This is a genomic window from Bacillus swezeyi (genome assembly GCF_030908325.1).
Taxonomy (GTDB): Bacteria; Bacillota; Bacilli; order Bacillales; family Bacillaceae; genus Bacillus; species Bacillus swezeyi.
On record NZ_CP133085.1, the window covers coordinates 4,041,235 to 4,067,600 of the forward strand.

A 26,366-nucleotide genomic window follows, 5' to 3' on the forward strand; every position below is an offset into this window, starting at 1 on the left:
TTTTTGAGTTAACCGGAGAGGCTGATCATCAAACCTTACAATATGCCGCGAATGTGTTGCAGATGGATTTTTTAAGCATAATAAAACAAAAAGGAGCGTTTTCAGATGAAGATCACCAATACTTCACATCGGCCCTTTCCGCTCCCGAAAGGGCCCTGGCTCATGGCGCAGACGTGGAACGATGTATTGTTCGCCCATTGGCCGGTTGAACCTGAAACCATTCAAGAAAAAATACCGGCGGCCTTGGAGCTGGAGACGTTTAACGGAAAGGTTTGGATCGGCATTCTTCCTTTTCTGCTGACAGATCTGCGGGCCCGCTTTTTGCCGCCCCTTCCTTGCATCAGCAGGTTTCCTGAGCTGAATGTTCGAACGTATGTCACATATAAGGGCGTACCAGGGGTTTATTTTTTCAGTCTTGATGCCGCTTCGCGCTTAGCCGTCTTGAGCGCGCGCAAATTTTTCCATTTGCCATATTTTCGCGCAGACATAGCCTTTGAGAAAGAAGAAAGCCGAGTACAATTCTCCAGCAGAAGGGCTGATTCAAAAGCGGCCTTTCACGCCCGCTACGGTCCGCTGTCAGATCCCTTCACCGCCCAAAAAGGAACGATCGAATACTGGCTGACGGAAAGATATCGGCTGTACACTACACACAACAGCCGGGTCTACTATGAAGACATCCATCATTCACAATGGGCGCTTCAGCAGGCAGAAACCGAATTTCAGAAAAATACGGCGGCGGCTGCAAACGGCCTCATATTGCCTGATACAGCCCCGCTTCTCCATTACGCCAAAAGGCAGCACGTCTTATTCTGGCCTCTGCGGCGGGTTCAATGATGGAATTGAATGAAAGCTACATATCATGAATCCGATATTTACATGCAGGAGATATCCTCTGATCAAGTCAAGGATATAGCTTTGTATAACGATCGTCTTCCGGATGCAGAAAAAGCAATGCCTACTATTTTAAGGGAGAGGAAAACGAATACATTCCCAAAACATTCATTTAAATATTCTCTTGAATCTTAACTAGGAATGTGTTATCGTCTCAGTAAGTAATCAATCAATAACAAATTGAAGGGAGGTGGCATACCATGAGACAGACAAAGGAAAATCGAAAGGAAGAAATCCTTGAAGCCGGTTTGGAGGTGTTTGCAGAAAAAGGTTATTATAATACCACGACAGCATTAATTGCAGAAAAAGCCGGAATTTCCCAGCCCTATATATTTAGATTTTTTAAGACGAAGGAAGAGTTGTTCGTTGCAGCTCTAGAGAGAGCCTTTGAAAGGATACTGCAAACATTTAAAAATGTAGAAGCCGGCTCAGAGCAAATCGTTGCCAAAATGGTCGAGGCGTATGAAGAATTGTCTGTATCGAATCCTAATGAAATTGCCTTGCAGGTCATAGCACTTTCAGTTACAGAAGAATCAATAAAAAATTGTACGAAAATGGGCTTATCTCGGATTAGAAGCTATACTTTGGAACGGTTCCAATTAGCGAATGTTCCGAATGCAGAAAGGGAGGTCACAACCTTCTTGGCCAAGGGAATCCTTTGCAACATTTCCTATTTCTTAGATTTACCCGAGATGATTCATGGCGAACCAAAATAGATAACCGATTCGTGTCGGTTTTTTATTTCAAGGTTTTGTTATTGATCAATCAATAACTATTACGAGGAGGAAATATACAATGGAAAAGGCAATTGTTTTAGGAGCAACGGGTGGAACGGGTCAAGCAATTGTTTCAGAATTGTTGTCTAAAAATCAACAGGTGATCGCCTTCGGACGTTCCGAAAATAAATTTAAAAAATTAATGATGGAGCATCATTCTACACCGCTATTAACCTATAAGCTGGGCGATGTCTTTGATTACAAGACCATCGTAGAGGCAGCAAAAGATGCAGATGTCATATTCCAATGTGCAAATGTTCAATATCATGAAATGGAAGAGAAACTCCTGCTTCTTGGAGAAAGTGTAATGAAGGCAGCGGATATTTTAGGCAAGAAAATCGTTATTGTAGACGGAATATATGTTTACGGCCGTCAAGTAGCTAAAGGAGATGAAAATCACCCTAAACAACCCCATACGAAAAAAGGAAAGATTAGAGTGGAATTTGAAAATTTAATATTCGATAATAAATGGAAAGATGCAAAATCATTAATTGTTAGGTTGCCGGACTATTATGGGAAAACGTCACAGAATTCTTATTTACAGCCTACACTGACGGGAATGGCAGCAAATAAAATAGCGGTTTTTATCGGTAATCTAAAAACACCTCGGGAATATGTTTATTTGCCTGATGCCGCTAAGATGATTGTGGAAATAGCAAGCAAAGACGATTCTTACGGAGAAAATTGGAATATCCCCGGTGCTGGATTGATTTCAGGAAAAGAAATAATAAAAATGGCGCGTGAAATTACCGGGAATACAAAATTAGTGATTCCATTGAATAAAAATGCTATTCGTATAAGCGGATTGTTTGATCCGGTTATGAAGGAAGTGGTCGAAATCATGTATCTCACAGAAGAAGCATTTATGCTAAGCGGAGAAAAATATGAAAATAGAATAGGTGAAATTGTTGCTACACCTTATAAAGATGGGTTAAAAGAAACACTACATTTCTTAATGGGAAAATAAAATAAAGCAGAGAATGAAAATTCAAACTCCAACGGCAGGAAGATTAGTTATTGATTAATCACTAATAAAAACATTCTAGATAAACGTTCATTTCCTCCTCTGGCGGAGCGCCGATCTTGGGCGCTGCATGAGCGGCTGGCTAATGGAGGCCGGCACTTCCGTTTTAACCTCGTTTTGGATACTGTTCAAGACGCTGCTCTTTTAAACGCCTCCATTTTCATTAACAACTGAAGGCATTGCACCAATAAAAAGGAAGAGCAAAACGCTCTTCCTCACTGCTCAGGCCGGCTTTGAAATTTCGCTTAAAGCCTCCCCGGCTTTCTCATCTGCAGTATTTGTGACGGAAAGATCACCCAAAGCGACAATTCCGGCTAAATAGTCATCTTCAACAATCGGCAGCCTGCGAATTTGGTGTTTTGCCATCAGATCACTGGCCTCGTCAGCTGACATATCCGAATGGCCGGTGACCATTTCGGTGCTCATGACATCTTCGGCCGATGCGTCAATAACATTTTCAGCTACACACCTGATCACAATATCACGGTCTGACACGAGCCCCAGCAATTTTTCATTCTCACAAACCGGGATTGAACCGACATTTTGATCACGCATTTTGCCTGCAATTTCTGCTACGGATGCGGATGGTTCGCAGCATTCGACATCGGTTGTCATTACGTCTTTCAGCTTCATTTGGGATTCCTCCTTTATCAGCGGTGTAGTATGTGCTTTTCCGAAAAATCCGGGAGTTAAACATCATTAAAAGAAGCCCTTCCTTTTCATATATCTTTTTTTGTCTTTTAATAAATCACCCGTCCAGCCCTTCTTTTTCAAATAGAGATAAACCAGAACCGTTGATGAAAAGATTAGTATAAGCGAAAACAAGTAGCCGTATTTTAATGATAGTTCAGGCATCACCTCAAAGTTCATCCCCCAAAGGGCGCCGAAGGATGTCATCGGCGTGAAGATCGTCGTAAAAATGGTCAGGGCTTTAAAAATCTCATTCCCTCTGTGGGAAGTCACCACTTCTTCTGAATGGAGCAGATAATTGATTTCATTGGCATATTCTTTGATCAATCCCATCCCTCTGTCGATCTCGCAAAAGGTGCGGCGCTGTTCAGTTGCATCGAAATCTTTTGAAACAAATGCTTCTTTGACTCCCATTCCTATTTTTTTCATGGATAAAATCAAACTTCTCATGATCAACAACTCATGGCGCCGCTTATGAATAAGTTCAATAATGCTTTTGTTATTATCATGGTGAAATCCCCATCTTAGTTTTCCAAGCTGAACTTCAAAGTGCTCGAGTTCCTTCAAGTACACTCTCATTAATTCTCCCAATAATACCAAAAACGCCTCTGCTGCGTCATCGCATCTCATAAGTTGTTCATGCATCCGCCGGCTGCCAAGCTCTTCGAAAACGGACAAATCTAAATTCATCGTAAAAAAATAGTTTTTTGTTAAATAAAAATGAAAAGCTGAGCGGTTCTGCTCCTCTTCTGGTGCTTGATCATAAATATACGAACCGTAGAGGGCTTCCCTGTCTTGGGCGGCAACATTGAAATCCAAGCAATTGATGTTTGTTGAAGGAACGCCTTGAAACCATTTCCGGCATCCCGGCCAGTGATCAGGTTGAATCAGCCCTTGTGCCTTTGTTTTTTCGTGAGGCCCGAGCTGATACCATGTCCAGCCCTCTCCCTGAAATACTCTCATATTTTCATATCCTCCTCATCATCCGGCTCATATGCTTTCTATTTCTTTGCCCGCCCTCCGCATAAATAAACATGATGTTTGCCGCCTGCGGGCATGTGGTATGAAGCGAGTATGATGTTTTCATAGAAAAGGAGGTGTGCGCCTTCTTTTTTCAGAAGGCCTGGCATTGGAATTTTTGAAGCTGATCGCCGTAGCCGTTTTAATTGCATTGACGGGATTTTTCGTAGCGGTTGAATTTGCCATCGTAAAAGTAAGACGGACAAAGATCGACCAATTGATCGTTCAGAAAAAAAAGGGCGCGCTTGCTGCAAAAGAAGTGACTTCACACCTTGATGAATATTTATCAGCCTGCCAGCTCGGCATAACGGTGACGGCGCTTGGTCTTGGCTGGCTTGGCGAACCGACGATACAAAGCTTATTGCATCCCCTTTTTTCGAAACTCGGTTTGAATGAACCGGCAACACACGTCCTTTCATTTTTTATCGCTTTTTTATCCGTCACTTACTTGAACGTCGTCGTCGGAGAACTGGCGCCTAAAACCGTCGCCATTCAAAAAGCGGAGGCCGTTACACTGCTTTTTTCAAAACCGATGATTTGGTTTTATAAAATGATGTTTCCATTTATATGGCTGCTCAACCATTCAGCCCGTATGATCACCGGGGTTTTCGGAATAAAGCCGACCGGAGGACATGAACTGGCCTATACGGAAGAAGAATTGAGAACGCTCCTGTCCGAAAGCTATCAAAGCGGGGAAATCAACCAAAATGAATTGAGATATGTAAACAATATTTTTAAATTTGATGAGCGAATGGCAAAGGAAATCATGGTGCCGAGAAATGAAATGTCCGTCTTATCTCTTGAAGACGGCATGAAAAAGGTAAAGCACCTGATCAAAAAAACGAAGCATACCCGTTTCCCCATTATGAAGGAAGACAAGGACCATATTGTCGGAATGATCAATATAAAAGAGCTGCTTCTGGCGGAGCTTGCAGGCGATTTCACAATGCAAGCCGAGAAACTAAAGCCGTATATCCATTCCGTCATCTATGCCATTGAAACCATTCCCGTATACAAGCTGTTCGTCAAAATGCAGAAAGAACATACACAGATGGCCATTCTCGTGGATGAATACGGCGGAACATCAGGCCTGGTTACCGTCGAGGATATCGTGGAGGAAATTGTCGGCGATATTCGTGATGAATTTGATACGGAGGAAGTTGCCGATATTCGCAAGCTCAAAGAACATCATTATATAATGAACGCCAAAGTACTGGTCAGCGATGTAAACGACCTGCTTGGGATTCATTTAACCGATGATGAAATCGATACAATCGGCGGCTGGTTTCTCACACAAAACATCGAAAGCAGGCCCGGAACCGAAATCGAAAGTGAAGGATACCTTTTTAAAGTGAAAGAAATGGATGGCCATCGGATTGTGTGGATTGAAGTGACAAAAGCCGCATGAGCCCGGTGATCCCGTTTATTTCAGCCCCGCCCTGTCTGCTTTTCTCCCCAAAAACAATGTAAGGAAATCTGACATGTTCATCATGATATCTTTCTTTTGTCACTATAATGAAAGAATAAAAGAATTTGAACTACTACGGAGGAATGAAACATGCAGATGGGGGATACAGTATTTATGTTCTTTTGCGCCTTGCTCGTATGGCTGATGACGCCGGGCATCGCTTTATTTTACGGGGGGCTGGTGAGAAGCAAGAATGTGCTGAGCACTGTCATGCACAGCTTGTCATCGATCGCGATCGTCTCCATCATATGGATTCTGTTCGGCTATTCTCTTGCTTTTGCGCCGGGAAATCCATTGATCGGCGGCTTGGATTGGATCGGGCTGCACGGTGTGGGCTTTGAACCCAATGCTGATTATTCAGAGACGATTCCGCATACCCTCTATATGATGTTCCAGTTGACGTTTGCCGTGCTTACGACAGCGATTATTTCCGGAAGCTTTGCTGAACGCATGCGTTTTCCGGCATTTATCCTTTTTTCGGTGCTATGGGTCGTGCTTGTCTACTCTCCTGTCGCCCACTGGGTTTGGGGCGGAGGTTGGCTTCACAAGCTGGGCGCCATTGATTTCGCCGGAGGAAACGTCGTCCATATTTCATCAGGTGTAGCCGGGCTGGTTGTCGCGATTGTGCTCGGCAAACGAAAAAATATCAGCGACACCGCGCCGCACAACTTGCTTCTTACATTGCTCGGCGCAACACTGATCTGGTTTGGATGGTTCGGATTTAACGTCGGAAGCGCGTTGACGATCGATGAAGTCGCAATGACGGCTTTCATCAACACCAATACCGCGGCGGCGGCCGGACTGATCGGCTGGCTTTTGGCTGAATGGCTGATCAATAAAAAACCGACAATGCTCGGGGCCGTCTCAGGAGCGATCGCCGGGCTCGTCGCCATTACGCCCGGCGCAGGTTTTGTTACTCCTTTCTCATCCGTGTTTATTGGATTGATCGGAGGCGCTGTCTGTTTTTGGGGCGTGTTTTCTCTCAAGAAAACATTCGGCTATGATGACGCGCTTGACGCTTTCGGTCTTCACGGCATCGGCGGAACCTGGGGCGGGATTGCGACAGGGCTGTTTGCCACAACTTCAGTCAATTCAGGCGGAGCCGACGGGCTTTTTTACGGTGACTTCAGCCTGCTGTGGAAACAGTTCATTGCCATCGCTGCAACATATTTGTTTGTTGCAATCGTCACTTACGCTATTATTAAAGTAGTCAGCATCTTCTTTAACCTCCGTGCGTCCGAGGACGAAGAATCGTTAGGCCTTGATCTGACGATGCATGGTGAAAAAGCGTATCAAGATTAATTTGTCAGGGAGTGGTGGTATGAGCGGTCAAATGTATAAAGTGGAAATTGTGACTCGTCCTACAAACTTTGAAAAGCTGAAAACTGAGCTGGCCAAAATCGGGGTCACTTCGATTACGTTTTATAATGTACACGGATGCGGACTGCAAAAAGGACATACAGAACTTTACCGCGGCGTCAAACGCGAAAGCAATGTGTATGAAAGATTAAAAGTGGAAATCGTCGTCAGCAATGTGCCTGTTGAAAAAGTGGCCGAGACGGCGCAGAACGTACTGAAAACCGGAGAACCCGGGGACGGAAAAATCTTCATATCCGAAATTAAAAACACCATCAACATTCGTACAGGCGAGGAAGGTCCTGACGCTTTATAAATCATGATTAAAGCTCCCGGCGCAAAATTGCGCGGGAGCTTTTCTGCATTTTATAAGATGGCATCGATGATGCCGTACTCTTTTGCCTCGTCTGCATTCATAAAATAATCGCGTTCCATGTCAGCTTTTAATTTTTCAATGGGCTGACCCGTCCGTTCATGAAAAAACTGCTCGATTTTTTTCTTCAGTTTGATAATGCGCTTGGCTGAAATCTCCATGTCAGTCGCTTGGCCTTTGACACCGCCGAGCGGCTGATGGATCATGATTTCGCTGTTTTTGAGGGCATATCGCTTTCCTTTCGTTCCGCCTGTGAGCAGGATCGCTCCCATTGAAGCCGCCATTCCGACACAGATTGTGCGGATGTCCGGTTTCACATATTCCATCGTGTCTAAAATCGCGTATCCGGCTGAGGTTGAACCGCCGGGACTGTTGATATAAATCGAAATATCCTTTTCATCATCCTCCGCTGACAGAAACAGCAGCTGGGCGGTGACACGGTTGGCGAGATCGTCCGTACATTCAGAGCCGATCATAATGATCCGGTCCTTTAGAAGCCTTGAAAATATATCGTACGACCTTTCTCCCCCCGCTGTTCTCTCAATGACATAAGGAATGGTGTTCATCGCCTCTACCTCCTAGGCAGCACACCTCATCATGCTTCCGCAATACGGCTGTGAAGCGCCCGGAAGCCAAGTCTTTTTCGCATATTCCAGCAGATGATCAGGATTATGAAACCGTATGGCTTGAACAAGCAGCCTGCTGTGTTCTTCATGATCCCCTCCCGCCGCATCCCGATGGAGCACATCGGGAGAAAGGCCTTTTAAACGCTGGCGGGATCTGAATAAAAGCGATTTAACCGATGATTCTGGTTTATCGAGCGTTTCGGCAATTTCATGCAGCTGAAAGGAGAAAACATCCTTGAGCAGAAAAATCGTTAATTGCTTCGGTGTTAATATATTTGAAAGCTTTTTCAGCAGGTGCTCAAATTCATCCGCTGCTTTCATGTTTTCTGTCTGTCCGCCTGCCGGATTGTCCGCCGCGAGAAAGCATTCGCGCTTTCTTTTTCTAAGCTGGTCAATCCATTTGTGCTTCGCCACCGTTTTTTGATAAGCATGTGAGGCGTCTGTCCGATTGATTTCCATTAATTTCAGGATTGTATCCTGAGCTAAATCCTCGGCATCCCATTTGTCGCCGGTGATTCTCAAACAGTACTTCATCAGCGCTTTTTGATTTAATTCATTCATGAATGAATTCACACTCCTTAAAAGAGGCCTCTTACTTTAATAAACGGCTGGCCCCGCCGATTTGATACGGGGGTTTTAAAATATTGTAACAAAAAAACGCCTATCATATATGATAGGCGTCAAACAGCGTGCCTTACTGCTGTTTTGAATCTTCTGTCTGGCTCTGGCCCTCATCCTGAGTTCCTGAATCCTCAGAAGAATCATCCCGTTTGGTTTTATCGTCTTTTCCATCTGTTTTATCTTTGGCTTTGTCTTCTGTTTTTGGTTTTTCTTCGACAGAAGGCTGTGCAGGTTCCTTCACTTCTTCAGATGCCTGCTTTTCCATTGCTTTTTCAATGTTTGAAACCGGCTTGTCCATGAAGTTCAGCGGATTTAGAGCAACTCCGTCTTTGCGGATTTCAAAATGTACGTGGTTTCCGCCTTCTTCATTATAAAGGTTTTTGCCTGCTTTTCCGATGACTTGATTTTGCTCGATTTTATCGCCTTGTTTGACGCTCACTTCAGAAAGAGATTGATACACAGTTGATAAACCATCTTCATGCTCAACTTCAACAACATAACCTAGTACAGGGTCTTTCTGAGCTTTAATGACCGTACCGCTGAGAGATGCGGAAACATCGAATGATTTTCCATCTTTCTCAGCCAAGTCGATACCTTTGCTCATGCTGTACGTGTTATTATAGTTAACAAGTGCTGCTTCTTTCTCTTCTTTAGGTGCGTCAGTTTCAAAAAACTTTTTAACGACAGAAACATTCTCAGAATCAATGACCGGCATTGCGACATTTTCCACTGGTTTTCCTACTTCTACCGCATCATCACGGTTATCATAGGCTGATTTCTTACCATCATCTGCAAGCTTGTCTTTCACATCGTTGTTTGATGCTGATTGATACCAGAGAACCGCTGTCAAAACAACGACTGCACTGATTAAATAGATGGCCGGAAATACCCAGCGTCTACGAAAAAACTGTTGCATCTTTGTGATTTTGGAAGTACGATTCTTTTCTTCCTCTTTCATGCTTCATCACCTCAGCAACATTCTGAACACTTTTCAGAAAATATATACATTTACAAAAAACTTTTTTCTGTTTAGTATTTGCAGACCGCTTCATGAATATGTAATAAAGCAGCAGAAAAAGCGGCCACCGATACTATAAGGGCGAATTCCGGAGAATAGCAGCCGTCACCCTCTTGAATGTAAAAATGGATGTAGAAAGGACGGAAATCATGAAATTACGCATCGCCAATCAAGCAGACCTTCCGGCAATAGTCGATATTTATAACTCCACAATTGCTTCACGAATGGTCACGGCAGATACCAAACCTGTGACACCGGAAGAAAAAATGAATTGGTTTTTGGGGCATACTAAAGCAAGGCCTCTTTATATTGTTGAAAACGAAGCACAGGAAATAATGGGCTGGATCAGTTTTGAATCGTTTTACGGACGGCCCGCTTATGCCAAAACCGCCGAAGTCAGCATTTATCTTCATGAAGCCCATCGAGGAAAAGGGGCGGGTTCTGCCGTATTGGAAAAAGCGCTTGAAGCCGCTCCAAAGCTTGGGATCCGTTCTTTAATGGCTTTTATTTTTGCCCATAATGAACCAAGCATCAAGCTTTTCCAGAAGTACAGTTTTGCTGAATGGGGACATTTCCCGGGCATCGCGGAGATGGACGGGAATCGGTACAGCTTGAAAATACTGGGAAAAGAATTAAATGAAGGCTGATCACATGGCACGAAAAAAGAGCTGGCATACAGCTCTCTTTTTCCTTTATCATTCAGCTAAACGCTGCCTGCGGATTTCTTCTTCATTTAAAAACGCCATAAAATTCCTCATCACAGTAAACGGCTCTTCTTTGACCGCCCGAACGTAACGGTTTTTCCGCTCATCGGGAAGCACTTCGCTTTTTTGCATCCGTTCCAAAATATATTTCATCACCGTTTGCTGGACATTTCTTTTTTGATGGGATGATTCTTTGAGCAATGCCATTCCAAAAGCGGCAGCAATTGCAGCGATGCCAATTTTCATGTATGACGACTGGCTCCAGAAAGTTGAAAGATAAATGAGCGAACCTAAGATCAGCGGAATGGCTATAAAAAGAAAAATCAGCCTTTTCTTTAAGATCGGCGCAGCAACCCGCTTGAGGTTATCCATTTCTTCCTTCATAAAGGCGGGCATTTGATTAAATGTTTCAATATCCATAATAATCCCTCCTGGATTAGTTAAGAGACCTTGTTCCAGTATAAAATCACGCTTTTTATATTTATATCGTAACTTAGTTCTAACATGTTTTACAGTTTTTTGCCTTATCTCCTCTTTTCTTAGAAACTTTATTGCTTTTTTTGCGTATAACAAGAGATAGTTGCTTGAAGAGGGAGTAACTGATATAAATGGAATGTATAAAAACAAATCCGTCTTGCGAGGTTCTATATGGATATTATTAAAAATATTAGTATCACATCGATATTTCTCGGTTTTATACTAGTTTTAAATACGCTTTTGGCAATCGTTGTGATCTTTAGGGAACGCCGCGATGCAAGCGCATCCTGGGCCTGGCTTTTAGTTCTCTTCTTTATCCCCGTTCTCGGATTCATCCTTTATTTGCTGTTCGGCCATAATCTGAGCCGCAAGCATCTCTTTCAATGGGAAGACCGGAAAAGAATCGGGATCGAGAAAATATTGGAACAGCAGCTTACGAAGCTGAAAAGCCGCGAATTCGAATTTCGCAACAAGGCGACTGCAGAAAGCAAAGATCTAATCTATATGCATATTCTTAATAATCATGCCGTTTTCACAGAAGACAATACCGTTGAATTGCTGACGGATGGGCGCCAGAAGTTTGACCGGCTTCTCTCTGACATTGAAAACGCCAAAGACCATATTCATCTTCAATATTATATTTATAAAGGGGATGAAATCGGTAAAAAGCTGAGGGACGCGCTCATCAAAAAAGCCAAAGAAGGTGTAGAAGTCCGTGTTCTATACGATGAATTGGGATCAAGAAGCTTGCGAAAAACCTTTTTTAAAGAGCTGACAAAAGCGGGCGGATATGTTGAAGTCTTTTTCCCATCGCGGTTTAAATTTATCAACTTGCGCATGAACTACCGCAACCACCGCAAGCTGGTCATCATCGACGGATTCATCGGATATGTCGGAGGATTTAATGTCGGGGACGAGTACCTCGGTCTGAACCCGGATTTTGGGTATTGGCGGGATACGCACCTTAGAATCAAAGGAACCGCCGTCCACTCGATTCAAACGCGTTTTATCCTTGACTGGAATCAGGCCTCGCATCACCATGACATTACATATGTGCCAAATCACTTCCCTGAAATCGGCTCTCACGGAAACATCGGCATGCAGATTGTCACAAGCGGTCCGGATTCGGAATGGGAACAGATCAAAAACGGTTATATTAAGATGATTTCAACGGCCAAACGGTCAATTCTGATTCAAACGCCATATTTTATCCCTGACGCCAGCCTTCTTGACGCTCTCAGAATCGCTTGCCTCTCGGGAGTTGACGTCAGAATCATGATTCCGAACAAGCCCGACCATGCTTTTGTATACTGGGCGACCTTTTCTTATATCGGCGAACTTCTTAAAGCCGGTGCATCAGTATTCATTTATGATAATGGCTTTATTCACGCAAAAACGATTATAGTAGATGAGGAAATTGCATCAGTGGGAACGGCAAATATTGATATGCGCAGCTTCAAGCTGAATTTTGAAGTCAATGCCTTTTTATATGACGAGGAAATTGCAAGGAGCCTTGTCCTATCATTCGAAAAAGACCTGCAAGTTTCGAGAGAGCTCACATTTGAAGAGTATCAAAACCGAAACAGGTCAATTCGCTTTAAAGAAGCCATTTCAATTTTGCTGTCTCCAATTTTATAGAAAAACGCGAACCTGCGGCGTTTATAAACAAAAGCCCCTGAGAAAACCCAGGGGCTTTTTCTACTGCCTGCTCCCCGCAGCCGGCGCGGTCCGAGTAGAAGATGAAGAATGCACGGAGGCGTCTGCATCCCGCATCCTGAGTGCAAAGCATAAAGCAGTTAAAAGGAATCCGGCCGCACCGAGCAAAGCCGTCCGGTAAGCCGTAAGATCCGGCTGCAAATTGTCCGCATGTCGACTCATGACGGCGAGAAGACAGGACATGATCGCGACACCAAAAGCAGAACCGATCCGATTCTGAACATTAAATAATGTCGTTGCCCGCCCCATTGAAGCCGAGGAAATGTTGGCAAAAGTGACGATTTGAACTGCACCGACCGCATGCCCCAGGAAAAAACCCGCTAGGAATAGCAGCATTCTCAAAAACCACGGGTTTGACCCAGGTCCTGTTAAACTAAGCAGCGCAAACATCAAAGCTGCACATAACAATGCAGCGGAGATCAGCCGGCGCGGCCCCAGCTTTGAAAGCGATCGGGGCATCAGCTGAGAAGCGAGCATAAGTCCAAGCGCTTCAGGAAACGTAATCAGCGCTGTATCCAGCGCCGAGTAATTCAGCGCCTCCTGATACATCAGCGGAAAGACGTAAAGCATGCCAAGCAATCCAGCGGCAGAGAACAGCGATATGATGCTCATCGTTTTAAAAGCCCGATCAGCGAACAAACGAAGATCGATCAGCGGTTTTTTAACCTGAAGCTCTACAAACACGAGGGCGGTCAAAAGAACAAGCCCTCCGATTCCGGCAGCAAGTACATCAGGCGAACTGAATCCCCGCACAGGGCCCTGGCTAAGTGCAAAAACCGTCAACGCCATTCCCGGTGCTGAGAGAAGAAACCCTGGAAGATCGAATCTCCCTGCCTCTGATTCAATATGTTCGTCAAGGTACAATAAACCAAACAGCAGAATCACGATTCCGATTGGAATATTAATGTAGAAAATCCAGCGCCATGACAGCTGATCCGTAAAAATACCGCTGATGATCGGCCCGAGCGCAGGAGCCACGGCAACCGGAAGAACAAGAACACGAGAGATTTTCGGCCTTTCCTGCGGAGGAAACGTCCTGAACAAGATCGCCATTCCCACCGGTGTAAGAAGCCCTCCGCCAGCTCCCTGGATGATGCGGAACAAATTTAAAGCAGCAAGATGATCAGCAAGTCCGCATAAGGCAGATGCCGCCGTAAACATACCAATCGCTATGAGAAAAATTCGCTTTGTCCCCCAGCGATCGCCGAGCCAGCCGGCAATCGGGAGACATACAGCAAGACTGACTAAATATCCGATATTGACGATGCCGGCCGCCGACGGGGACGTCTGAAATTCTTGAATAATTGTCGGCAGCGCCATGTTGATGACGCTTGCGTCCATTGCGGCCATAAACATCGCCGAGACATATACGATACTGACAACCGTCCTCTGATTGAACGGTCTCATTTTCACTCCTCACCGCCGTGAACCCCGATAGCGGGCTTCAGACTGTTCGGCTGCAAATCGCGCCAATTCGAGCTGATATATTGAATACATTCGCTTCGGCTCGCTTCCTCAAAGACAGGAGTCCAGCCAGACGGCACATCAAGAAAGGCCGGCCAGAGCGAGTACTGGCCTTCGCTATTCATCAGGACAACATATGTGCCGCCTTCATTTTCAAAAGGATTCGTCATCATTCTCTCTCCCTTCTTTCTTTATCGGCTTACTTTAAAGGCATCTAATTTTTCCGCAAGGACGCGCCCAATTTCGGAAAGCGGGCCCGGCTGGCACAAATCTTTATGCCGGCAGTCTATATCATGCTTCTCAATCTTTCCATGAAGATAAGGGAGCCATTCTTCCGGCTCAATCGGGTCAAACCATTCCGGTATGACGGTTGATCTGAAGAATAGAAGATCCCCGTGATATGGCTGAGGCTTATAGGCGCTTAAAATGCGAACCGAATTCACATAGGTCTCCTTTAAGTTCAATATTGCCGATTCATCAAGACTTGCTAGCGCACTGCCGTCACGCCGCAAAATTTCAATCGCGCTGGAAAGCTCGAGCGGCTCTCCGTCAAGGCTATCCGGATCATATCCGCCTAAAGCCAAGAGGGCAATAAGCGCTTCCTGCTCGTCAGGAGCATCTTTAATCGGAAGGAAATGATTTGGATAAGCATCAAGCATGACGAGAAGAGAAACTTCTTCGCCCTGTTCCTGCAGCTGAGTTGCGATTGCATGAACAACATTGCCTCCGAGAGACCAGCCAAGAAGGCGGTAAGGACCGGCTGGCTGAATCGTACGAATATGGCGAATATAATCAGCAGCCATTTCATCCAATGTCTGTGGCAATGCCTCCTGTCTTGCAATGCCTCGGGCCTGAAGACCATAAATCGGGTACTCTTTGCTCAGAGACGTCATCAAACCGGCGTAACACCAGCTCAAGCCTCCCGCAGGGTGCACACAGAACAGAGGCGGCTCGCTGCCGCCCTCTCTCAGCGGAAGCAGGACATCTAGCGCATTGTGGCTGCTGCCTGCCTCAATGCGTTCGGCAAGGCCGCTGACAGTAGGCGCTGCTAACAAATCACCGATACCAAGTTCGACGCCAAGTGCTTCGCGAATGCGGCTCATCAGCTGGACGGCGAGCAGAGAATGTCCTCCAAGCTCAAAGAATCCGTCATCAATGCCGATCCGAGGCAAATTCAAAATTTCTGAAAAGAGATCGCACAGTATCTCTTCCTGCGGCGTGCGGGGACCGCGTCCTTTGACCGCTGCTGTATATTCCGGTTCAGGCAGTGCTTTACGGTCAAGCTTGCCATTCGGAGTCAATGGCAGAACATCAATTTCCACAAGAGCGGAAGGCACCATGTAATCAGGCAGAGTTCCAGAAGCATACCGGCGCAGCTCAGCGGGATCTGTTCCCGTTTCTGATGCAGGTACTATATAGGCGATCAAGCGCTTATCCCCCGGCTGGTCTTCCCGTACAACGACAGCAGCCTGATCCACTCCATCATGCTGAACAAGCACGGCTTCAATTTCACCCAGTTCAATCCGGAAGCCGCGAATCTTAATCTGCTGGTCAGCGCGTCCCATATAATCAAGAGAACCATCCGGGCGCCAACGGGCCAGATCACCCGTACGATACATCCGCGTGCCGGGCGGTCCATACGGGTCAGCGACAAATCGTTCAGCCGTCAAGTCCGGCCTTCCCAAATAACCGCGGGCAAGTCCGCTTCCGGATACATAAAGCTCTCCGGCCACTCCCGGCGGAACCGGCTCAAGACATGCATCAAGCACATATACACCAAGATCAGGTATCCCGCGGCCGATCAGACTGTTGGCTTTTAAAGCCGCAATCTTCTGATTAAGGGAAATGTAGCTGACATGCACCGTCGTCTCCGTGATGCCGTACATATTGACCAATCTCGGGAAATGATCCGGATGGCGCTGATACCAGTCTTCCAGCCTGCTCAGCTCAAGCGCTTCTCCGCCAAAGATGACAAATCGCAGAGAAAGAAGCCTTCCGATTTCAGGATGATCGCGATCCGCCTGCATCAGTTGATAAAATGCCGATGGAGTCTGGTTGAGCACAGTCACACCTTCATTTACGAGCAGGCGCAGAAATTCGTTCGGTGAGCGGCTGACGGCATGAGGAACCACAACAAGCCGCCCTCCATGCAGCAGCGGGCCCCAAATTTCCCAAACAGAAAAGTCAAAGGCATAAGAATGAAACATCGTCCAAACATCATCTGCGCTAAAATGGAACCATTGTTCCGTTGCTCCAAAAAGCCGGACAACATTCTGATGCGGGATCACCACCCCTTTTGGTGTACCGGTTGAACCTGATGTATAAATGACATATGCCGGGTGGAAAGGTGACAAAGGTTCAAGACGGTCGGCATCACTCGGATTCGTATCAGCACACTCTTTCAGTTCTTCTTTTATATGAGGGTCATCAAGCACAATTCGCGGAACAGCTCCTGCATCAGAAAGGTGTGAGTCCACCTCTGAATTTGTCATGATGCAGGCAGGCCGGGCATCCGCAAGCATAAAAGCGATTCTTTCAGCCGGGTAGTCCGGATCCAGCGGAACGTATGCCGCTCCTGCTTTGAGCACAGCCAGCAGACCGACAACCATTTCCAATGATCTTGGCAGCGCCAAAGCTGCGAATTGTTCAGGACCGATCCCTTTGGCAATCAGCAGGTGAGCCAGCCGATTCGCCCGCTTGTTGAGTTCGCCGTAGGTTAGAACTTCATTTTCAAATACAACAGCAATGTTTTCAGGTTTCTCAGCGGCCTGCTTCTCAAACAATACCGGCAAACTTGCCTCAGGCAATTTCAGTGAATCTTTGTTCAAATTAGCCAGCATCATTTGGCGTTCTTCAGGCAATAGGATGTCAAGCCGCCCAATCGGCTGATCAGGAGCAGATGCGGCGGATTCCAGCAGTCTCACTAGTCTTGCAGTGAATGCTTCAGCCGTATCACGCTTAAATAAATCTGTACTGTATTCAAGGAATCCCGTAATGCCGGCCGGTATTCCGTCTGCATTACGATGTTCGCGAAGTTCAATCGTCAAATCAAACTTCGCGGCACCAACGCTTCGAACCTCAAGGGCGGATTGTAGTCCCGGAAGTTCAAGCGCGGGTTCAGGCGTGTTTTGAAATGCCAGCATGATTTGAAAGAGCGGATGTCTGGCGCGCGACCGCGCAGGATTGAGAACTTCAACAAGACGCTCAAAAGGAAGATCCTGATGTTCATAAGCATGAAGATTGACTTCCCTTACCCTGGCGAGAAGATCGCGAAAGCTGGGATCACCTGATGTGTCAGTCCGCAGCACAAGCGTATTGATGAATAAACCGATAAGCCCGCCCAATGAGTCAGCACTTCTTCCCGCGATCGGGCTGCCGATCGGAATGTCGCTTCCTGCTCCCATTCTTGTAAGCAATGCGGCAAGACCCGATTGCAAAATCATAAACAGACTGACTCCGCTAGTGCGGGCCAAGTCGAGCAGACGGCTGTGCAGCTCCTTATCAAGCTTGAGTTGAATCGTGTCGCCGCGATAGCTTGATTCAGCAGGCCTTGGGAAATCAGTCGGAAGCTCAAGCTGGTCAGGCAAATGGTCAAGCGTCTTCGTCCAAAATGTCAGCTGCCTTGCAATCAGGCTATCCGGGTCGTTCTCACTGCCAAGCAGATTTTTCTGCCAGAAAGCATAGTCGGCATATTGTACGGGAAGCGGCTCCCACTCCGGAGCAGCGCCCTGGCAGCGGGTGTTATAGGCAGCTTCCAAATCACGGGTCAGCGGTGTCAAAGACCATCCATCACCGATCATATGGTGCAGAAGAAGCAGCAGAGCATATTTGTTTTCCCCGAGCACGAAAAGCTGCGTGCGAAACGGCGGCTCTTCTGCTAGGTTAAAGCTGTAACTTACAGCTTCAGCAAGCACTTCCTCAAGCTCATTTTCGCCGACATGAGAAACGAGCAATTCAGGGCGTGCCTTGGCGGGATCTAATATAAGCTGGCACGATGTCCCCTGCCTTTCGGGGAAAATCGTTCTCAGCGGTTCATGACGTTCTGCGACATCACCTAAAGCCGTTTCAAGCGCTTCTCGATTCAGCATACCGGACAAATTGACGACTACCGGAATATTGTAGGTAGGGCTTGGCCCTTCCAAACAGTGTAAAAACCATAAACGGCGCTGGGCAAATGAAAGGGGAATCTCCTCCTGGCGCTCGGCTTTCTCTAGAGGCGGCCGGACGCTCTGTGCCTGGTCAAGCTGTTTGGCCAGCCCTGCAGCCGTCGGTTCGTCAAATAAACGCCCGATTCCCAGCTCGGCTCCCAACACTTCACGAATACGGCCTACAAGCCGGCCGGCAAGCAGCGAATGCCCGCCAAGATCAAAAAAGCTGTCATCAATGCTGACACGTGATATCCCCAGAACCTCAGCAAACAGATCACACAAAATCTCCTCTTGCGGCGTCCTCGGCTCACGTCCGGAGGGTTGCGCACTCATCACGGGTGCCGGCAGCGCTTTTCGGTCAAGCTTACCATTCGGAGTATGCGGAAGCTCTTCCAGAATGACAAATGCCGATGGCACCATATAATCAGGAAGCGTTTCTCTGACATGCCGGCGAAGCTCATCCGGATGAGGGGCCACTTCAGAAACCGGAACGATATAGGCAGCCAAGCGGGGATCTCCCGGCTGGTCTTCGCGCACGATAACAGCAGACTGCTGAACATCATGATGGCTGGAAAGCACCGCATCAATTTCTCCCATTTCGATGCGAAATCCCCGAATCTTAATTTGATGGTCTGCCCGCCCGATATAATCCAGAGAACCGTCTGAACGCCATCTTACAAGATCGCCTGTCCGATACATCCGAGATCCCGGCGGCCCGTAAGGATTGGCGATAAAACGCTCAGCTGTAAGTCCAGGCCGACCCAAATAGCCGCGCGCCACTCCTGCCCCGGCCACATAGAGCTCGCCTGCCACTCCCGGCGGAACAGGCTGCAAGCCAGCATCTAAAACATAGACTTGTGTGTTCCAAATCGGACGGCCGATTGAAGGGGCTTCTTTTCGGCCTTCGTTTACGAGCGCAGCAGACGTTGACCAGATCGTTGTTTCAGTCGGACCATATAGATTCGTAATCTCACAGTCTAGTTCTTGCAGATGAAGTGCAAGACTGCTTGGAAGCGCCTCGCCTCCGACAAGCACCCTGAGTCCGCGCAGCTTTTCAGGGACGCTTGTCGCCAATGCATGCCATAGTGTCGGTGTGGCCTGCATGATCGTGATGTCTTGATTTTCAAGCATGCCCGCCAAAGCAGGGGGATCTTGAACGGTTTCCTTATCAGCAATAATGAAACAGGCGCCGCTGATCAATGGCAGGTAAATTTCCAATGCTGAAATATCAAAGGCGATCGTTGTGACCGCCAAGAGACGATCATGCCTCTGAAGGGAAAAAGTCTCCTGCATCGACAAAAGAAAATTGCATAAACTTTCAGCTGATACAACGACTCCCTTAGGCCTTCCGGTCGAACCCGACGTATAAATCATATACGCAGGCTGAAGAGATAACCGCTTGCCATGTTGATCAACATCAACCGGATTTTCGGCGGAATAATCGTTGATTTTATTGACTGCGTCTTGTTCATCAATGATCATTCTCGGCACATCTGGATTTTCGGGAATATGAACTGCGGCCTCCCTGCTCGTTATGACGAGCATCGGCTGTGCATCGCTGAGCATATAATCGATCCGGTCAGCCGGATATTCTGGATCGATAGGTAAATAAGCAGCCCCAGCCTTCAGCACGGCAAGCATACAGATCACCATTTCCGCTGATCGAGGCAGAGCCAAAGCAACAAACTGCTTCGGTCCGGCCCCTCTTTCCATCAGCAGATGGGCAAGCCGATTCGCCCGTTCATTCAATTCGGAATAGCTGAGTACATCGTCCTTAAACACCACTGCCGGCGAATTCGGGTATTCTTTCACCTGCATTTCAAATAATTGAGGCAGTGTGTTTTCAGGAAGCACTTGATCAGTTTTATTCCATTTGGTAAGAACCTGATGACGTTCCTCAGGCAGCAGCAGCTCTATTTTTCCGATCGGCATATCTTGTTCAGCATCGGCGATTGTTTTCAGAAGAATAAGAAAACGGTGCAGGTGTTGATCTAATTCATTGACATTGTACACGGCGGGATTTGCGTCCATGTTCACCTTTAAGCCGCTACCACCGGGCCTTCCGTAAATATTAATCGAAAGATCGTCCACAGGTCCCGTCGCAAGATTGTGAACAACCCCTTGATAACCGGCAAAATATAAATGATCGGCAAATGGCATCAGATTAATCTGCGGACCGAACAGCCGCTGATTTTCACCAAGCAGTTTAAGGTCGCGCCTCAGCTCTTCATGGCGATAATGCTGATGGCGCCGAATCTGAACAATTTCCTCTGATACCTGCTTCATAAGCTGGGCCGTCCCCATCTCCGGCCCCACTGACAGACGAAGGGGCAGGAGATTCATGACCATACCGGGAATATTCAGAGAACCCGTACCTAAACGGCACATCATCGGCAATCCGAGAACAACATCCTTGGCGCCTGTCAGACGATGGACGTAAATGGCGGCTGCTGCGATTACCGCTTCATGCCAGTTTGCTCCCGCCAAGCTTGCTGCAGACAGGAGACGATCGGCATTTTCCGCAGGAAGATGTGCAGAACGGCGAAGAAAGCTGGAAGAAGTCCTTGGGGCTCTGTCGGCAAGGCTGACCACCTCCGGCTCATCACTAAAGCGCTCCAGCCAAAATTGGCGGTCCTTTTGGTATTGATCTGACGAACGGTATACCGAATCTTCCTTGAGAACCGAATCAAGAGGCCCAAAGGCTCTGTCATGATCAGACGTCTTCCCCTGTGCAAGTGCGGTATACAATTTTGACAGCCGTTCGGCTATCAGTGTAAAACTGAATCCGTCAGTCGCGATATGATGTGTTCGCTGATACCAGTAGAACAGGTCGGGTGCCGCTTTAAAAAGCGCCTCTGTAAAAAGAGGCCCGCGGGTCAGGTCGATCGGCCGGGAAAGATCTTCCCTCATCCATGCTTCAGCCGCCTTCCTCGGGTCCGGCTTTGCACTGACATCAATGAAATGAAGCGGAAAATCTGATGATGGCTCGATCACCTGCCATGGCCCTTCCTTATCTTCCCCGAATCGGGCATGCAATGTATCAGCTTCTTTCATGACATGACGAAGCGCTTTCTCAAATAGCTCCGGATCAACCGGACCGCTGATTTCTACGTATTCAGCGGTATTATAGACCGGATTTTGCGGATCAAGCTGTTGTGCATACCAAATGCCGGCCTGTGCTCCGGTTAACGGCCTGCGGTTTTCTTGACATTCAGGCATTTATGGCAACCTCCTTCATTGATAGTCTGCATTTGGCAGTGATGTTTCTTTAGAGGAAGACAACAGTCTCCACCAGTTTTCAATCGTCGGCTCCTCGGCCAGCTCCACAAAAGTCACCTCTGCCCCGGCACGCCGCCAGCGCTCGGCAAGACTCATTATTCTGACTGAATCGAGCCCGCGATAAATCAAATTTTCACTGTCGCTAATATCGGCTGGTGATTCAAGGAGAAGCGCGGCGATTTGTTCGCGTATGATTTGTTTTGACAGCCTTTCTGCATCTTCTCTTACGCCCTCGTCATTTGCAGAATCCCGCCCGTTTTTCAGTTCGTTCAGAAGGTTTTCGGCGGTGACGGTGACAGCACAGCGGTCAGCTGCATAAGAGATCGCCATTTCATGATGTTTTAAAGAGAAATCCGCGACCGCATCCCCTACAAAAAACGTCTCTATATCTTGCATAAACGCATCACATGCCGTCATGAGACAGCCGATATGCGCATAAACCCCCGTGACGATAAGCTGATCGCGGCCCTGTTCCTGGAGAATGCCTAAGAGATTGGTTTTTCTAAAGGCGTTGTACCTCCACTTCGTCAGAACGATGTCGCCTTCATTCGGTTTAAGCTTCTCCACGATTTTCTGCCCATCTGGACCCGGGCCGATTCCAGATCCCCAAAAGTCCTGAAGAAGCCCCCGCTCTTCGGGTGTCTGTCCGCCAGGCTGAGCCGTATAAATGATAGGTATGCCAAGCTCTGCGCATTGTTCTTTCAGCATTTTAATATTTGCGAAAAGCTCTGTCATCGGAGATTCGCCTAAATTGTAGGCATCGATAAAATATTGCTGCATGTCATGGATGAGAAGTGCGGCACGCTTCGGATGAGGCGTCCAGGACACCTTGTTTTTCGGCAGATCTGACGCTGTTGGCATTTGGTACGGTAAGATGGCAGGAATGGCCATCAAATCACATCCTCTCGATTTTTATCATTGCTGCGCGTCGGCGGCTGACATCATTTTTTCAACAATTGCCTCACGCAATGCTTTTTTGCTGACTTTTCCTACACCTGTCTGTGGAAATGCTTCGACTATTTCCACCCGGTCAGGTATTTTATATGCTGCAAGCCCGCGTTCTCTCAGAAACACTTTTATCTCTGCGGCAGCAGGCGGGGTGCTGCGCGGGATGATATATGCACATGTCCTTTCTCCAAGAAACTTATCAGGCATTGAGACAACTGCGGCATCATGTACGGAAGGATGAGCAAGCAGATGATTTTCTACCTCCTCTGCCGCGACTTTTTCTCCGCCTCTGTTAATTTGGTCTTTAGAACGACCTTCAACGATCAGATAACCTGATGAGTTTACCTTGACCAGGTCTCCTGTTCGGTAAAATCCATCTGCGGTAAAAGCTTTAGCATTGTGCTCCTCAGCTTTGTAATAGCCGCGAATCGTATAAGGTCCCCTTGTCAGCAGTTCGCCGGTTTGTCCGGGTTCGACTTCGCATCCGTTCTCATCTACAACCTTAATCTCATCAAATGGAGACATCGGCCTGCCTTGTGTACTGATGATGATTTCTTCCGGATCATCAAGTCTGGTATAGTTGACCAGACCTTCCGCCATGCCGTAGACCTGCTGCAATGTGCAGCCAAACACTGATTTTACGCGGCCGGCAGCTTCAGCGCTGAATTTGGCTCCGCCGACTTGAAGAACTTGAAGGCTTGAGAAATCATTGCAACGCGACGAGGCGGCTTCAAGCCAGATTAAAGCCAGCGGCGGAACAAGCGCTGTTATTGTAGCCCGTTCCCTTTCAATCAAAGGAAAGGTTTCATCAGGACTTGATCCTTGCGCAAGAACGACTCTCCCTCCTGCATACAATGTTCCAAGCACACCTGGTGAACTAAGCGGATAGTTATGTGCTATCGGAAGAGCGGCTAGATACACGCTGTCATGATCAAGGCGGCAAATGTCAGCGCTGAGCCTCAGACTGTATATATAATCATCATGGGTTCTCGGTATCAGCTTGGATCGTCCAGTGCTTCCCCCGGACAATTGAAGAAAAGCCACATCGCCGGGACTCACCTCTGGAAAACAGGCCTGACCGGCTTGCAGATCGCGAAGCGCCTTAAATTCTTCCGAATCGCCGGCGACAATGACATGGCGCAATCCTTGAACCTTATCACAAACCTCTCTCGCCAGCCGGCGGTAGTCAAACCCTGAGTGAACATCCGGGATCACATATGCAGCCGCATCAGAAAACTCGCAAAAATAAGTGATTTCACTGTGCCGATGCGAGGGAAGAGCAAACACAGGCAGCGCACCGATTCGAAACAGCGCAAAACAAACCTCAAAAAATTCGATGATGTTTGGCAGCTGCACGACGACACGGTCTTCCTTTTGAATGCCAAGCCTTAAAAAACCTGCTGCCAAAAGATCGACTCTCTCATCCAATTCTTTGTAGCTCAGATGGGTGTCCCCGCATGTTATTGCAATGCGGCTGCCATGTTTGTCAGCGCGTTCCCTCAGCATTCCTCCAAATGTTTCGCCTCTCCAGCATCCCTCCTTCCGATACTTGTCTGCAAACTCTTTCGGCCATGCCGGGCATCCCGTCAGCATGTTCATCTCCCCCTATTATTCACTGTTCATTCCCATTGCACGAAGCATTGTGCGAAACTTTGCTGATGTCTCGGCCAGTTCATCTTCCGGCTTTGATCCGGCTACGATGCCTGCTCCAGCGTACAGACGAAGGGCGCGTTCTTCTGCCTCAGCACAGCGGATCGTCACCACCCATTCTCCATCGCCTTCAGAATCGCACCAGCCGACCATACCTGTGAAAAAGCCGCGTTCGAACGGCTCAATTTTTTTAATTGCCGCTCTTGCGAGATCCGTCGGTGTGCCGCAGACAGCCGGAGTCGGGTGAAGAGCCGCTGCCAGTTCCAATGATGATATAGAAAGGTCTGTAAGCTCTCCTTTGATTTCTGTAGATAGATGCCACATCGTCTCCGTAGTGATCAGCGATGGCTCTGACGGAACCTCCAGCGTCCTGCAAAATGGTCTGAGAGCGGAAGCGACCGCTTCAACCACAACCGCATGTTCATGACGGTCTTTTGCAGAAGCAAGCAATTCGGCTGACCGCCTTTGATCCTCATGCGGATCATGGCTTCGGGGCCTTGATCCTGCTAAAGGATTGGCAGAAACCCGAAATCCGGATCTTGAAACAAGCAGCTCCGGACTGGCTCCAATCAAGGTTCTCCGCACGGTTTCAGACTCTCCTCCTGCCCGTTCGGACACATCGACAGCAAAGGTATAACCGCGGGAATTGTGCCGGGCAAGACTGTTTAGCAAATCGCCGATATTGATCTTTATCGGTGAGGTCAAATGCAGTGACCGGGAAAGTACGATTTTGCTGAAATCGCCGGCGGCTATACCGGCCAATCCCTGTTTTACTCCGTTCATATACTCCTCCGGTGCGGGCACCGGCTGTATGTCATAGCCAAAAGCAGCACACTCCGGCTGTTTTGGCTCGTCCTGATCAAATGTCAGCTGACCCGCATGCCAAACCTCGTCAGGCACGGTAAGCTGCACAGGCTTTGTTTCATCAAAAGGCACTGCACCGACAACGATAGGCCTTTTCTGGCCAGCCTGTTTGGCTTGTCTGAGAACCGCATCAGCTCGCTGAGTCAAGTTCTCCATCTGGTTCAGACCTTCCGCTTCAGGAACGGCAGCAAAAACGCCTTCCGTTAGAATGGTTCGCTCAGGAGAAGAAAAGAAGAATGAAGCCCCAGTTCGATATTCTTTTAGAAGCTGTACTGCAAGCGATTCCGTGACGATATGACGTTCCATCATAAAGCAAAACCTCCTTTAAAATTGAATCAAACGCCCAGAGTAGCTCCCCCGTCTACGCGCAGATCATGCATCGTGATATGGCGGGCGCTGTCTGACAGCAAGAAAACAACGGCATTAGCGATATCCGCCGGCATCGCTAATTTTCCGAGCGGAATGCCTGTCTTAAATGTTTTGAGTGATCCTGCAATCACGCTTTGAGCAGCGTCTTGTTCCCGCCAAAGCGACCTCTGCATCGGAGTATCCGTTGACCCGGGCGATACGATATTGCAGCGGATATTGTACTCGGCCAGCTCAAGCCCAAGACATTTCGTGAACATTAAAGCCGCTGCCTTTGAAGCCGCGTAAGCTGACATCTGCATGCGCGGCACTGCCGCTGCATTCGATCCAACGGTCACGATTGAACCGTATCTGCGCGGAATCATGCGGCCTGCTACTGAGCGGGATACGTTAAAAACCCCGGTAGAGTTAACGCGGAACGTCTTTACCCAATCTTCATCACTTAGGGATGTAATCAAACCGGTCCGCAGAATACCTGCAACATTGACCAGCATGTCTATCGGGCCGAGATCGCGCTCGATTTTGTCCACAAGCTGATCAACAGCGGTGCTGTCACCCACATCAACGACAAAATCGGCAGCTTGCAGACCTTTTTTCTTCAGATCTTTCACGAGTTCTAGAAGCCCTTCCCCATTTTGATCTATTGCTGCAACAAACACTCCAAGTTCTGCAAGCGCCCGGGCTACCTCTTCACCAATCCCTTGGGAAGCTCCGGTTACTAAAGCAACCTTGCCTTTCACTCTCATCATTTCCTTTCCTGAAATCCGAATCCTAAAAACTAATTGATAATGATAATCATTATCGTTCAAAAATATAATATACCAATAAATGCTAACGGTCAAATCATTTTCGATTTTAACTCCGTAACTGCTATGGTATATTGACTT

Annotated in this window: 21 protein-coding genes; 8 read left to right on the plus strand and 13 right to left on the minus strand. The window is 47.5% G+C overall.

Annotated elements, in window-relative coordinates; translation table 11 throughout:
• Nucleotides 1-105 precede the first annotated feature (105 nt).
• The 3 genes from RBH91_RS20255 (at nucleotide 106) to RBH91_RS20265 (ending at nucleotide 2,634) form a co-directional block, all read left to right on the plus strand.
• Nucleotides 106-834, plus strand: coding sequence for a YqjF family protein (locus RBH91_RS20255; RefSeq protein ID WP_307892720.1), 729 nt, complete (start codon nucleotides 106-108; stop codon nucleotides 832-834).
• A 257-nt stretch (nucleotides 835-1,091) separates the two neighbouring features.
• Nucleotides 1,092-1,607, plus strand: a complete 516-nt coding sequence (locus RBH91_RS20260; RefSeq protein ID WP_307892721.1) for a TetR/AcrR family transcriptional regulator — start codon at nucleotides 1,092-1,094, stop codon at nucleotides 1,605-1,607.
• Nucleotides 1,608-1,686: 79 nt separating this feature from the next.
• Nucleotides 1,687-2,634: an SDR family oxidoreductase gene (locus RBH91_RS20265; protein ID WP_307892722.1), complete on the plus strand. Its 948-nt coding sequence runs from the start codon at nucleotides 1,687-1,689 to the stop codon at nucleotides 2,632-2,634.
• Between the two features lie 279 nt (nucleotides 2,635-2,913).
• On the opposite strand, the gene RBH91_RS20270 is transcribed toward RBH91_RS20265, so the two are convergent.
• The gene (locus tag RBH91_RS20270) at nucleotides 2,914-3,324 is read right to left on the minus strand and encodes a CBS domain-containing protein (RefSeq protein WP_307892723.1); all 411 of its coding nucleotides are present in this window, start codon (nucleotides 3,322-3,324) and stop codon (nucleotides 2,914-2,916) included.
• A 66-nt stretch (nucleotides 3,325-3,390) separates the two neighbouring features.
• Nucleotides 3,391-4,344, minus strand: a complete 954-nt coding sequence (locus tag RBH91_RS20275; RefSeq protein ID WP_307892724.1) for a magnesium transporter CorA family protein — start codon at nucleotides 4,342-4,344, stop codon at nucleotides 3,391-3,393.
• Nucleotides 4,345-4,510: 166 nt separating this feature from the next.
• Between RBH91_RS20275 and RBH91_RS20280 the strand changes: the two genes are divergently transcribed.
• From RBH91_RS20280 to RBH91_RS20290, 3 genes are all read left to right on the plus strand, one after another.
• Nucleotides 4,511-5,809 (plus strand): hemolysin family protein, encoded by a 1,299-nt coding sequence (locus RBH91_RS20280; RefSeq protein WP_307892725.1) that lies wholly within the window; start codon nucleotides 4,511-4,513, stop codon nucleotides 5,807-5,809.
• A gap of 150 nt (nucleotides 5,810-5,959) precedes the next feature.
• The gene (locus RBH91_RS20285) at nucleotides 5,960-7,171 is read left to right on the plus strand and encodes an ammonium transporter (RefSeq protein WP_076759214.1); all 1,212 of its coding nucleotides are present in this window, start codon (nucleotides 5,960-5,962) and stop codon (nucleotides 7,169-7,171) included.
• Between the two features lie 19 nt (nucleotides 7,172-7,190).
• Nucleotides 7,191-7,541, plus strand: coding sequence for a P-II family nitrogen regulator (locus RBH91_RS20290; protein WP_076759217.1), 351 nt, complete (start codon nucleotides 7,191-7,193; stop codon nucleotides 7,539-7,541).
• A gap of 50 nt (nucleotides 7,542-7,591) precedes the next feature.
• On the opposite strand, the gene RBH91_RS20295 is transcribed toward RBH91_RS20290, so the two are convergent.
• The 3 genes from RBH91_RS20295 to RBH91_RS20305 form a co-directional block, all read right to left on the minus strand.
• Nucleotides 7,592-8,164 (minus strand): ATP-dependent Clp protease proteolytic subunit, encoded by a 573-nt coding sequence (locus RBH91_RS20295; protein ID WP_150194941.1) that lies wholly within the window; start codon nucleotides 8,162-8,164, stop codon nucleotides 7,592-7,594.
• A 12-nt stretch (nucleotides 8,165-8,176) separates the two neighbouring features.
• On the minus strand, nucleotides 8,177-8,785 hold the full coding sequence (locus RBH91_RS20300) for an RNA polymerase sigma factor (RefSeq protein WP_307892726.1): 609 nt from the start codon (nucleotides 8,783-8,785) through the stop codon (nucleotides 8,177-8,179).
• A 133-nt stretch (nucleotides 8,786-8,918) separates the two neighbouring features.
• Nucleotides 8,919-9,803, minus strand: coding sequence for a stage II sporulation protein SpoIIQ (locus tag RBH91_RS20305; RefSeq protein ID WP_076759228.1), 885 nt, complete (start codon nucleotides 9,801-9,803; stop codon nucleotides 8,919-8,921).
• A 209-nt stretch (nucleotides 9,804-10,012) separates the two neighbouring features.
• On the opposite strand from RBH91_RS20305, the gene RBH91_RS20310 reads away from it, so the two are divergent.
• Complete coding sequence (locus RBH91_RS20310; protein WP_307892727.1) at nucleotides 10,013-10,510, plus strand: GNAT family N-acetyltransferase; 498 nt, start codon at nucleotides 10,013-10,015, stop codon at nucleotides 10,508-10,510.
• A gap of 48 nt (nucleotides 10,511-10,558) precedes the next feature.
• On the opposite strand, the gene RBH91_RS20315 is transcribed toward RBH91_RS20310, so the two are convergent.
• Nucleotides 10,559-10,987, minus strand: a complete 429-nt coding sequence (locus RBH91_RS20315) for a DUF5392 family protein (protein WP_076759230.1) — start codon at nucleotides 10,985-10,987, stop codon at nucleotides 10,559-10,561.
• A 246-nt stretch (nucleotides 10,988-11,233) separates the two neighbouring features.
• Between RBH91_RS20315 and cls the strand changes: the two genes are divergently transcribed.
• On the plus strand, nucleotides 11,234-12,682 hold the full coding sequence (cls, locus tag RBH91_RS20320; RefSeq protein WP_307894803.1) for a cardiolipin synthase: 1,449 nt from the start codon (nucleotides 11,234-11,236) through the stop codon (nucleotides 12,680-12,682).
• Nucleotides 12,683-12,742: 60 nt separating this feature from the next.
• Here the strand turns inward: cls and RBH91_RS20325 are convergent, their stop codons facing one another.
• Genes RBH91_RS20325 through RBH91_RS20355 form a run of 7 tightly spaced genes read right to left on the minus strand, consistent with a single transcriptional unit; the run spans nucleotide 12,743 to nucleotide 26,228 of the window.
• Nucleotides 12,743-14,167, minus strand: a complete 1,425-nt coding sequence (locus RBH91_RS20325; protein WP_307892728.1) for an MDR family MFS transporter — start codon at nucleotides 14,165-14,167, stop codon at nucleotides 12,743-12,745.
• A gap of 2 nt (nucleotides 14,168-14,169) precedes the next feature.
• The gene (locus RBH91_RS20330; RefSeq protein WP_307892729.1) at nucleotides 14,170-14,394 is read right to left on the minus strand and encodes an MbtH family protein; all 225 of its coding nucleotides are present in this window, start codon (nucleotides 14,392-14,394) and stop codon (nucleotides 14,170-14,172) included.
• 21 nt (nucleotides 14,395-14,415) lie between these two features.
• Nucleotides 14,416-21,591 (minus strand): non-ribosomal peptide synthetase, encoded by a 7,176-nt coding sequence (locus tag RBH91_RS20335; protein WP_307892730.1) that lies wholly within the window; start codon nucleotides 21,589-21,591, stop codon nucleotides 14,416-14,418.
• 15 nt (nucleotides 21,592-21,606) lie between these two features.
• Entirely contained in the window at nucleotides 21,607-22,542 is a 936-nt protein-coding gene (locus RBH91_RS20340) for an isochorismatase family protein (RefSeq protein ID WP_307892731.1), read from the minus strand.
• A 24-nt stretch (nucleotides 22,543-22,566) separates the two neighbouring features.
• On the minus strand, nucleotides 22,567-24,192 hold the full coding sequence (locus tag RBH91_RS20345) for a (2,3-dihydroxybenzoyl)adenylate synthase (protein ID WP_307892732.1): 1,626 nt from the start codon (nucleotides 24,190-24,192) through the stop codon (nucleotides 22,567-22,569).
• Nucleotides 24,193-24,207: 15 nt separating this feature from the next.
• The gene (dhbC, locus tag RBH91_RS20350) at nucleotides 24,208-25,422 is read right to left on the minus strand and encodes an isochorismate synthase DhbC (RefSeq protein ID WP_307892733.1); all 1,215 of its coding nucleotides are present in this window, start codon (nucleotides 25,420-25,422) and stop codon (nucleotides 24,208-24,210) included.
• Between the two features lie 26 nt (nucleotides 25,423-25,448).
• On the minus strand, nucleotides 25,449-26,228 hold the full coding sequence (locus RBH91_RS20355; RefSeq protein WP_307892734.1) for a 2,3-dihydro-2,3-dihydroxybenzoate dehydrogenase: 780 nt from the start codon (nucleotides 26,226-26,228) through the stop codon (nucleotides 25,449-25,451).
• Nucleotides 26,229-26,366: the final 138 nt, after the last annotated feature.

Excerpts from the sequence above, each read along its gene's own strand:
- RBH91_RS20255 (WP_307892720.1), top strand. The coding sequence starts at position 106 with ATGAAGATCACCAATACTTCACATCGGCCCTTTCCGCTCCCGAAAGGG.
- RBH91_RS20260 (WP_307892721.1), top strand. The coding sequence starts at position 1,092 with ATGAGACAGACAAAGGAAAATCGAAAGGAAGAAATCCTTGAAGCCGGT.
- RBH91_RS20265 (WP_307892722.1), top strand. The coding sequence starts at position 1,687 with ATGGAAAAGGCAATTGTTTTAGGAGCAACGGGTGGAACGGGTCAAGCA.
- RBH91_RS20270 (WP_307892723.1), bottom strand. The coding sequence starts at position 3,324 with ATGAAGCTGAAAGACGTAATGACAACCGATGTCGAATGCTGCGAACCA.
- RBH91_RS20275 (WP_307892724.1), bottom strand. The coding sequence starts at position 4,344 with ATGAGAGTATTTCAGGGAGAGGGCTGGACATGGTATCAGCTCGGGCCT.
- RBH91_RS20285 (WP_076759214.1), top strand. The coding sequence starts at position 5,960 with ATGCAGATGGGGGATACAGTATTTATGTTCTTTTGCGCCTTGCTCGTA.
- RBH91_RS20290 (WP_076759217.1), top strand. The coding sequence starts at position 7,191 with ATGAGCGGTCAAATGTATAAAGTGGAAATTGTGACTCGTCCTACAAAC.
- RBH91_RS20295 (WP_150194941.1), bottom strand. The coding sequence starts at position 8,164 with ATGAACACCATTCCTTATGTCATTGAGAGAACAGCGGGGGGAGAAAGG.
- RBH91_RS20300 (WP_307892726.1), bottom strand. The coding sequence starts at position 8,785 with ATGAATGAATTAAATCAAAAAGCGCTGATGAAGTACTGTTTGAGAATC.
- RBH91_RS20305 (WP_076759228.1), bottom strand. The coding sequence starts at position 9,803 with ATGAAAGAGGAAGAAAAGAATCGTACTTCCAAAATCACAAAGATGCAA.
- RBH91_RS20310 (WP_307892727.1), top strand. The coding sequence starts at position 10,013 with ATGAAATTACGCATCGCCAATCAAGCAGACCTTCCGGCAATAGTCGAT.
- RBH91_RS20315 (WP_076759230.1), bottom strand. The coding sequence starts at position 10,987 with ATGGATATTGAAACATTTAATCAAATGCCCGCCTTTATGAAGGAAGAA.
- RBH91_RS20325 (WP_307892728.1), bottom strand. The coding sequence starts at position 14,167 with ATGAGACCGTTCAATCAGAGGACGGTTGTCAGTATCGTATATGTCTCG.
- RBH91_RS20330 (WP_307892729.1), bottom strand. The coding sequence starts at position 14,394 with ATGACGAATCCTTTTGAAAATGAAGGCGGCACATATGTTGTCCTGATG.
- RBH91_RS20335 (WP_307892730.1), bottom strand. The coding sequence starts at position 21,591 with ATGCCTGAATGTCAAGAAAACCGCAGGCCGTTAACCGGAGCACAGGCC.
- RBH91_RS20340 (WP_307892731.1), bottom strand. The coding sequence starts at position 22,542 with ATGGCCATTCCTGCCATCTTACCGTACCAAATGCCAACAGCGTCAGAT.
- RBH91_RS20345 (WP_307892732.1), bottom strand. The coding sequence starts at position 24,192 with ATGCTGACGGGATGCCCGGCATGGCCGAAAGAGTTTGCAGACAAGTAT.
- dhbC (WP_307892733.1), bottom strand. The coding sequence starts at position 25,422 with ATGATGGAACGTCATATCGTCACGGAATCGCTTGCAGTACAGCTTCTA.
- RBH91_RS20355 (WP_307892734.1), bottom strand. The coding sequence starts at position 26,228 with ATGATGAGAGTGAAAGGCAAGGTTGCTTTAGTAACCGGAGCTTCCCAA.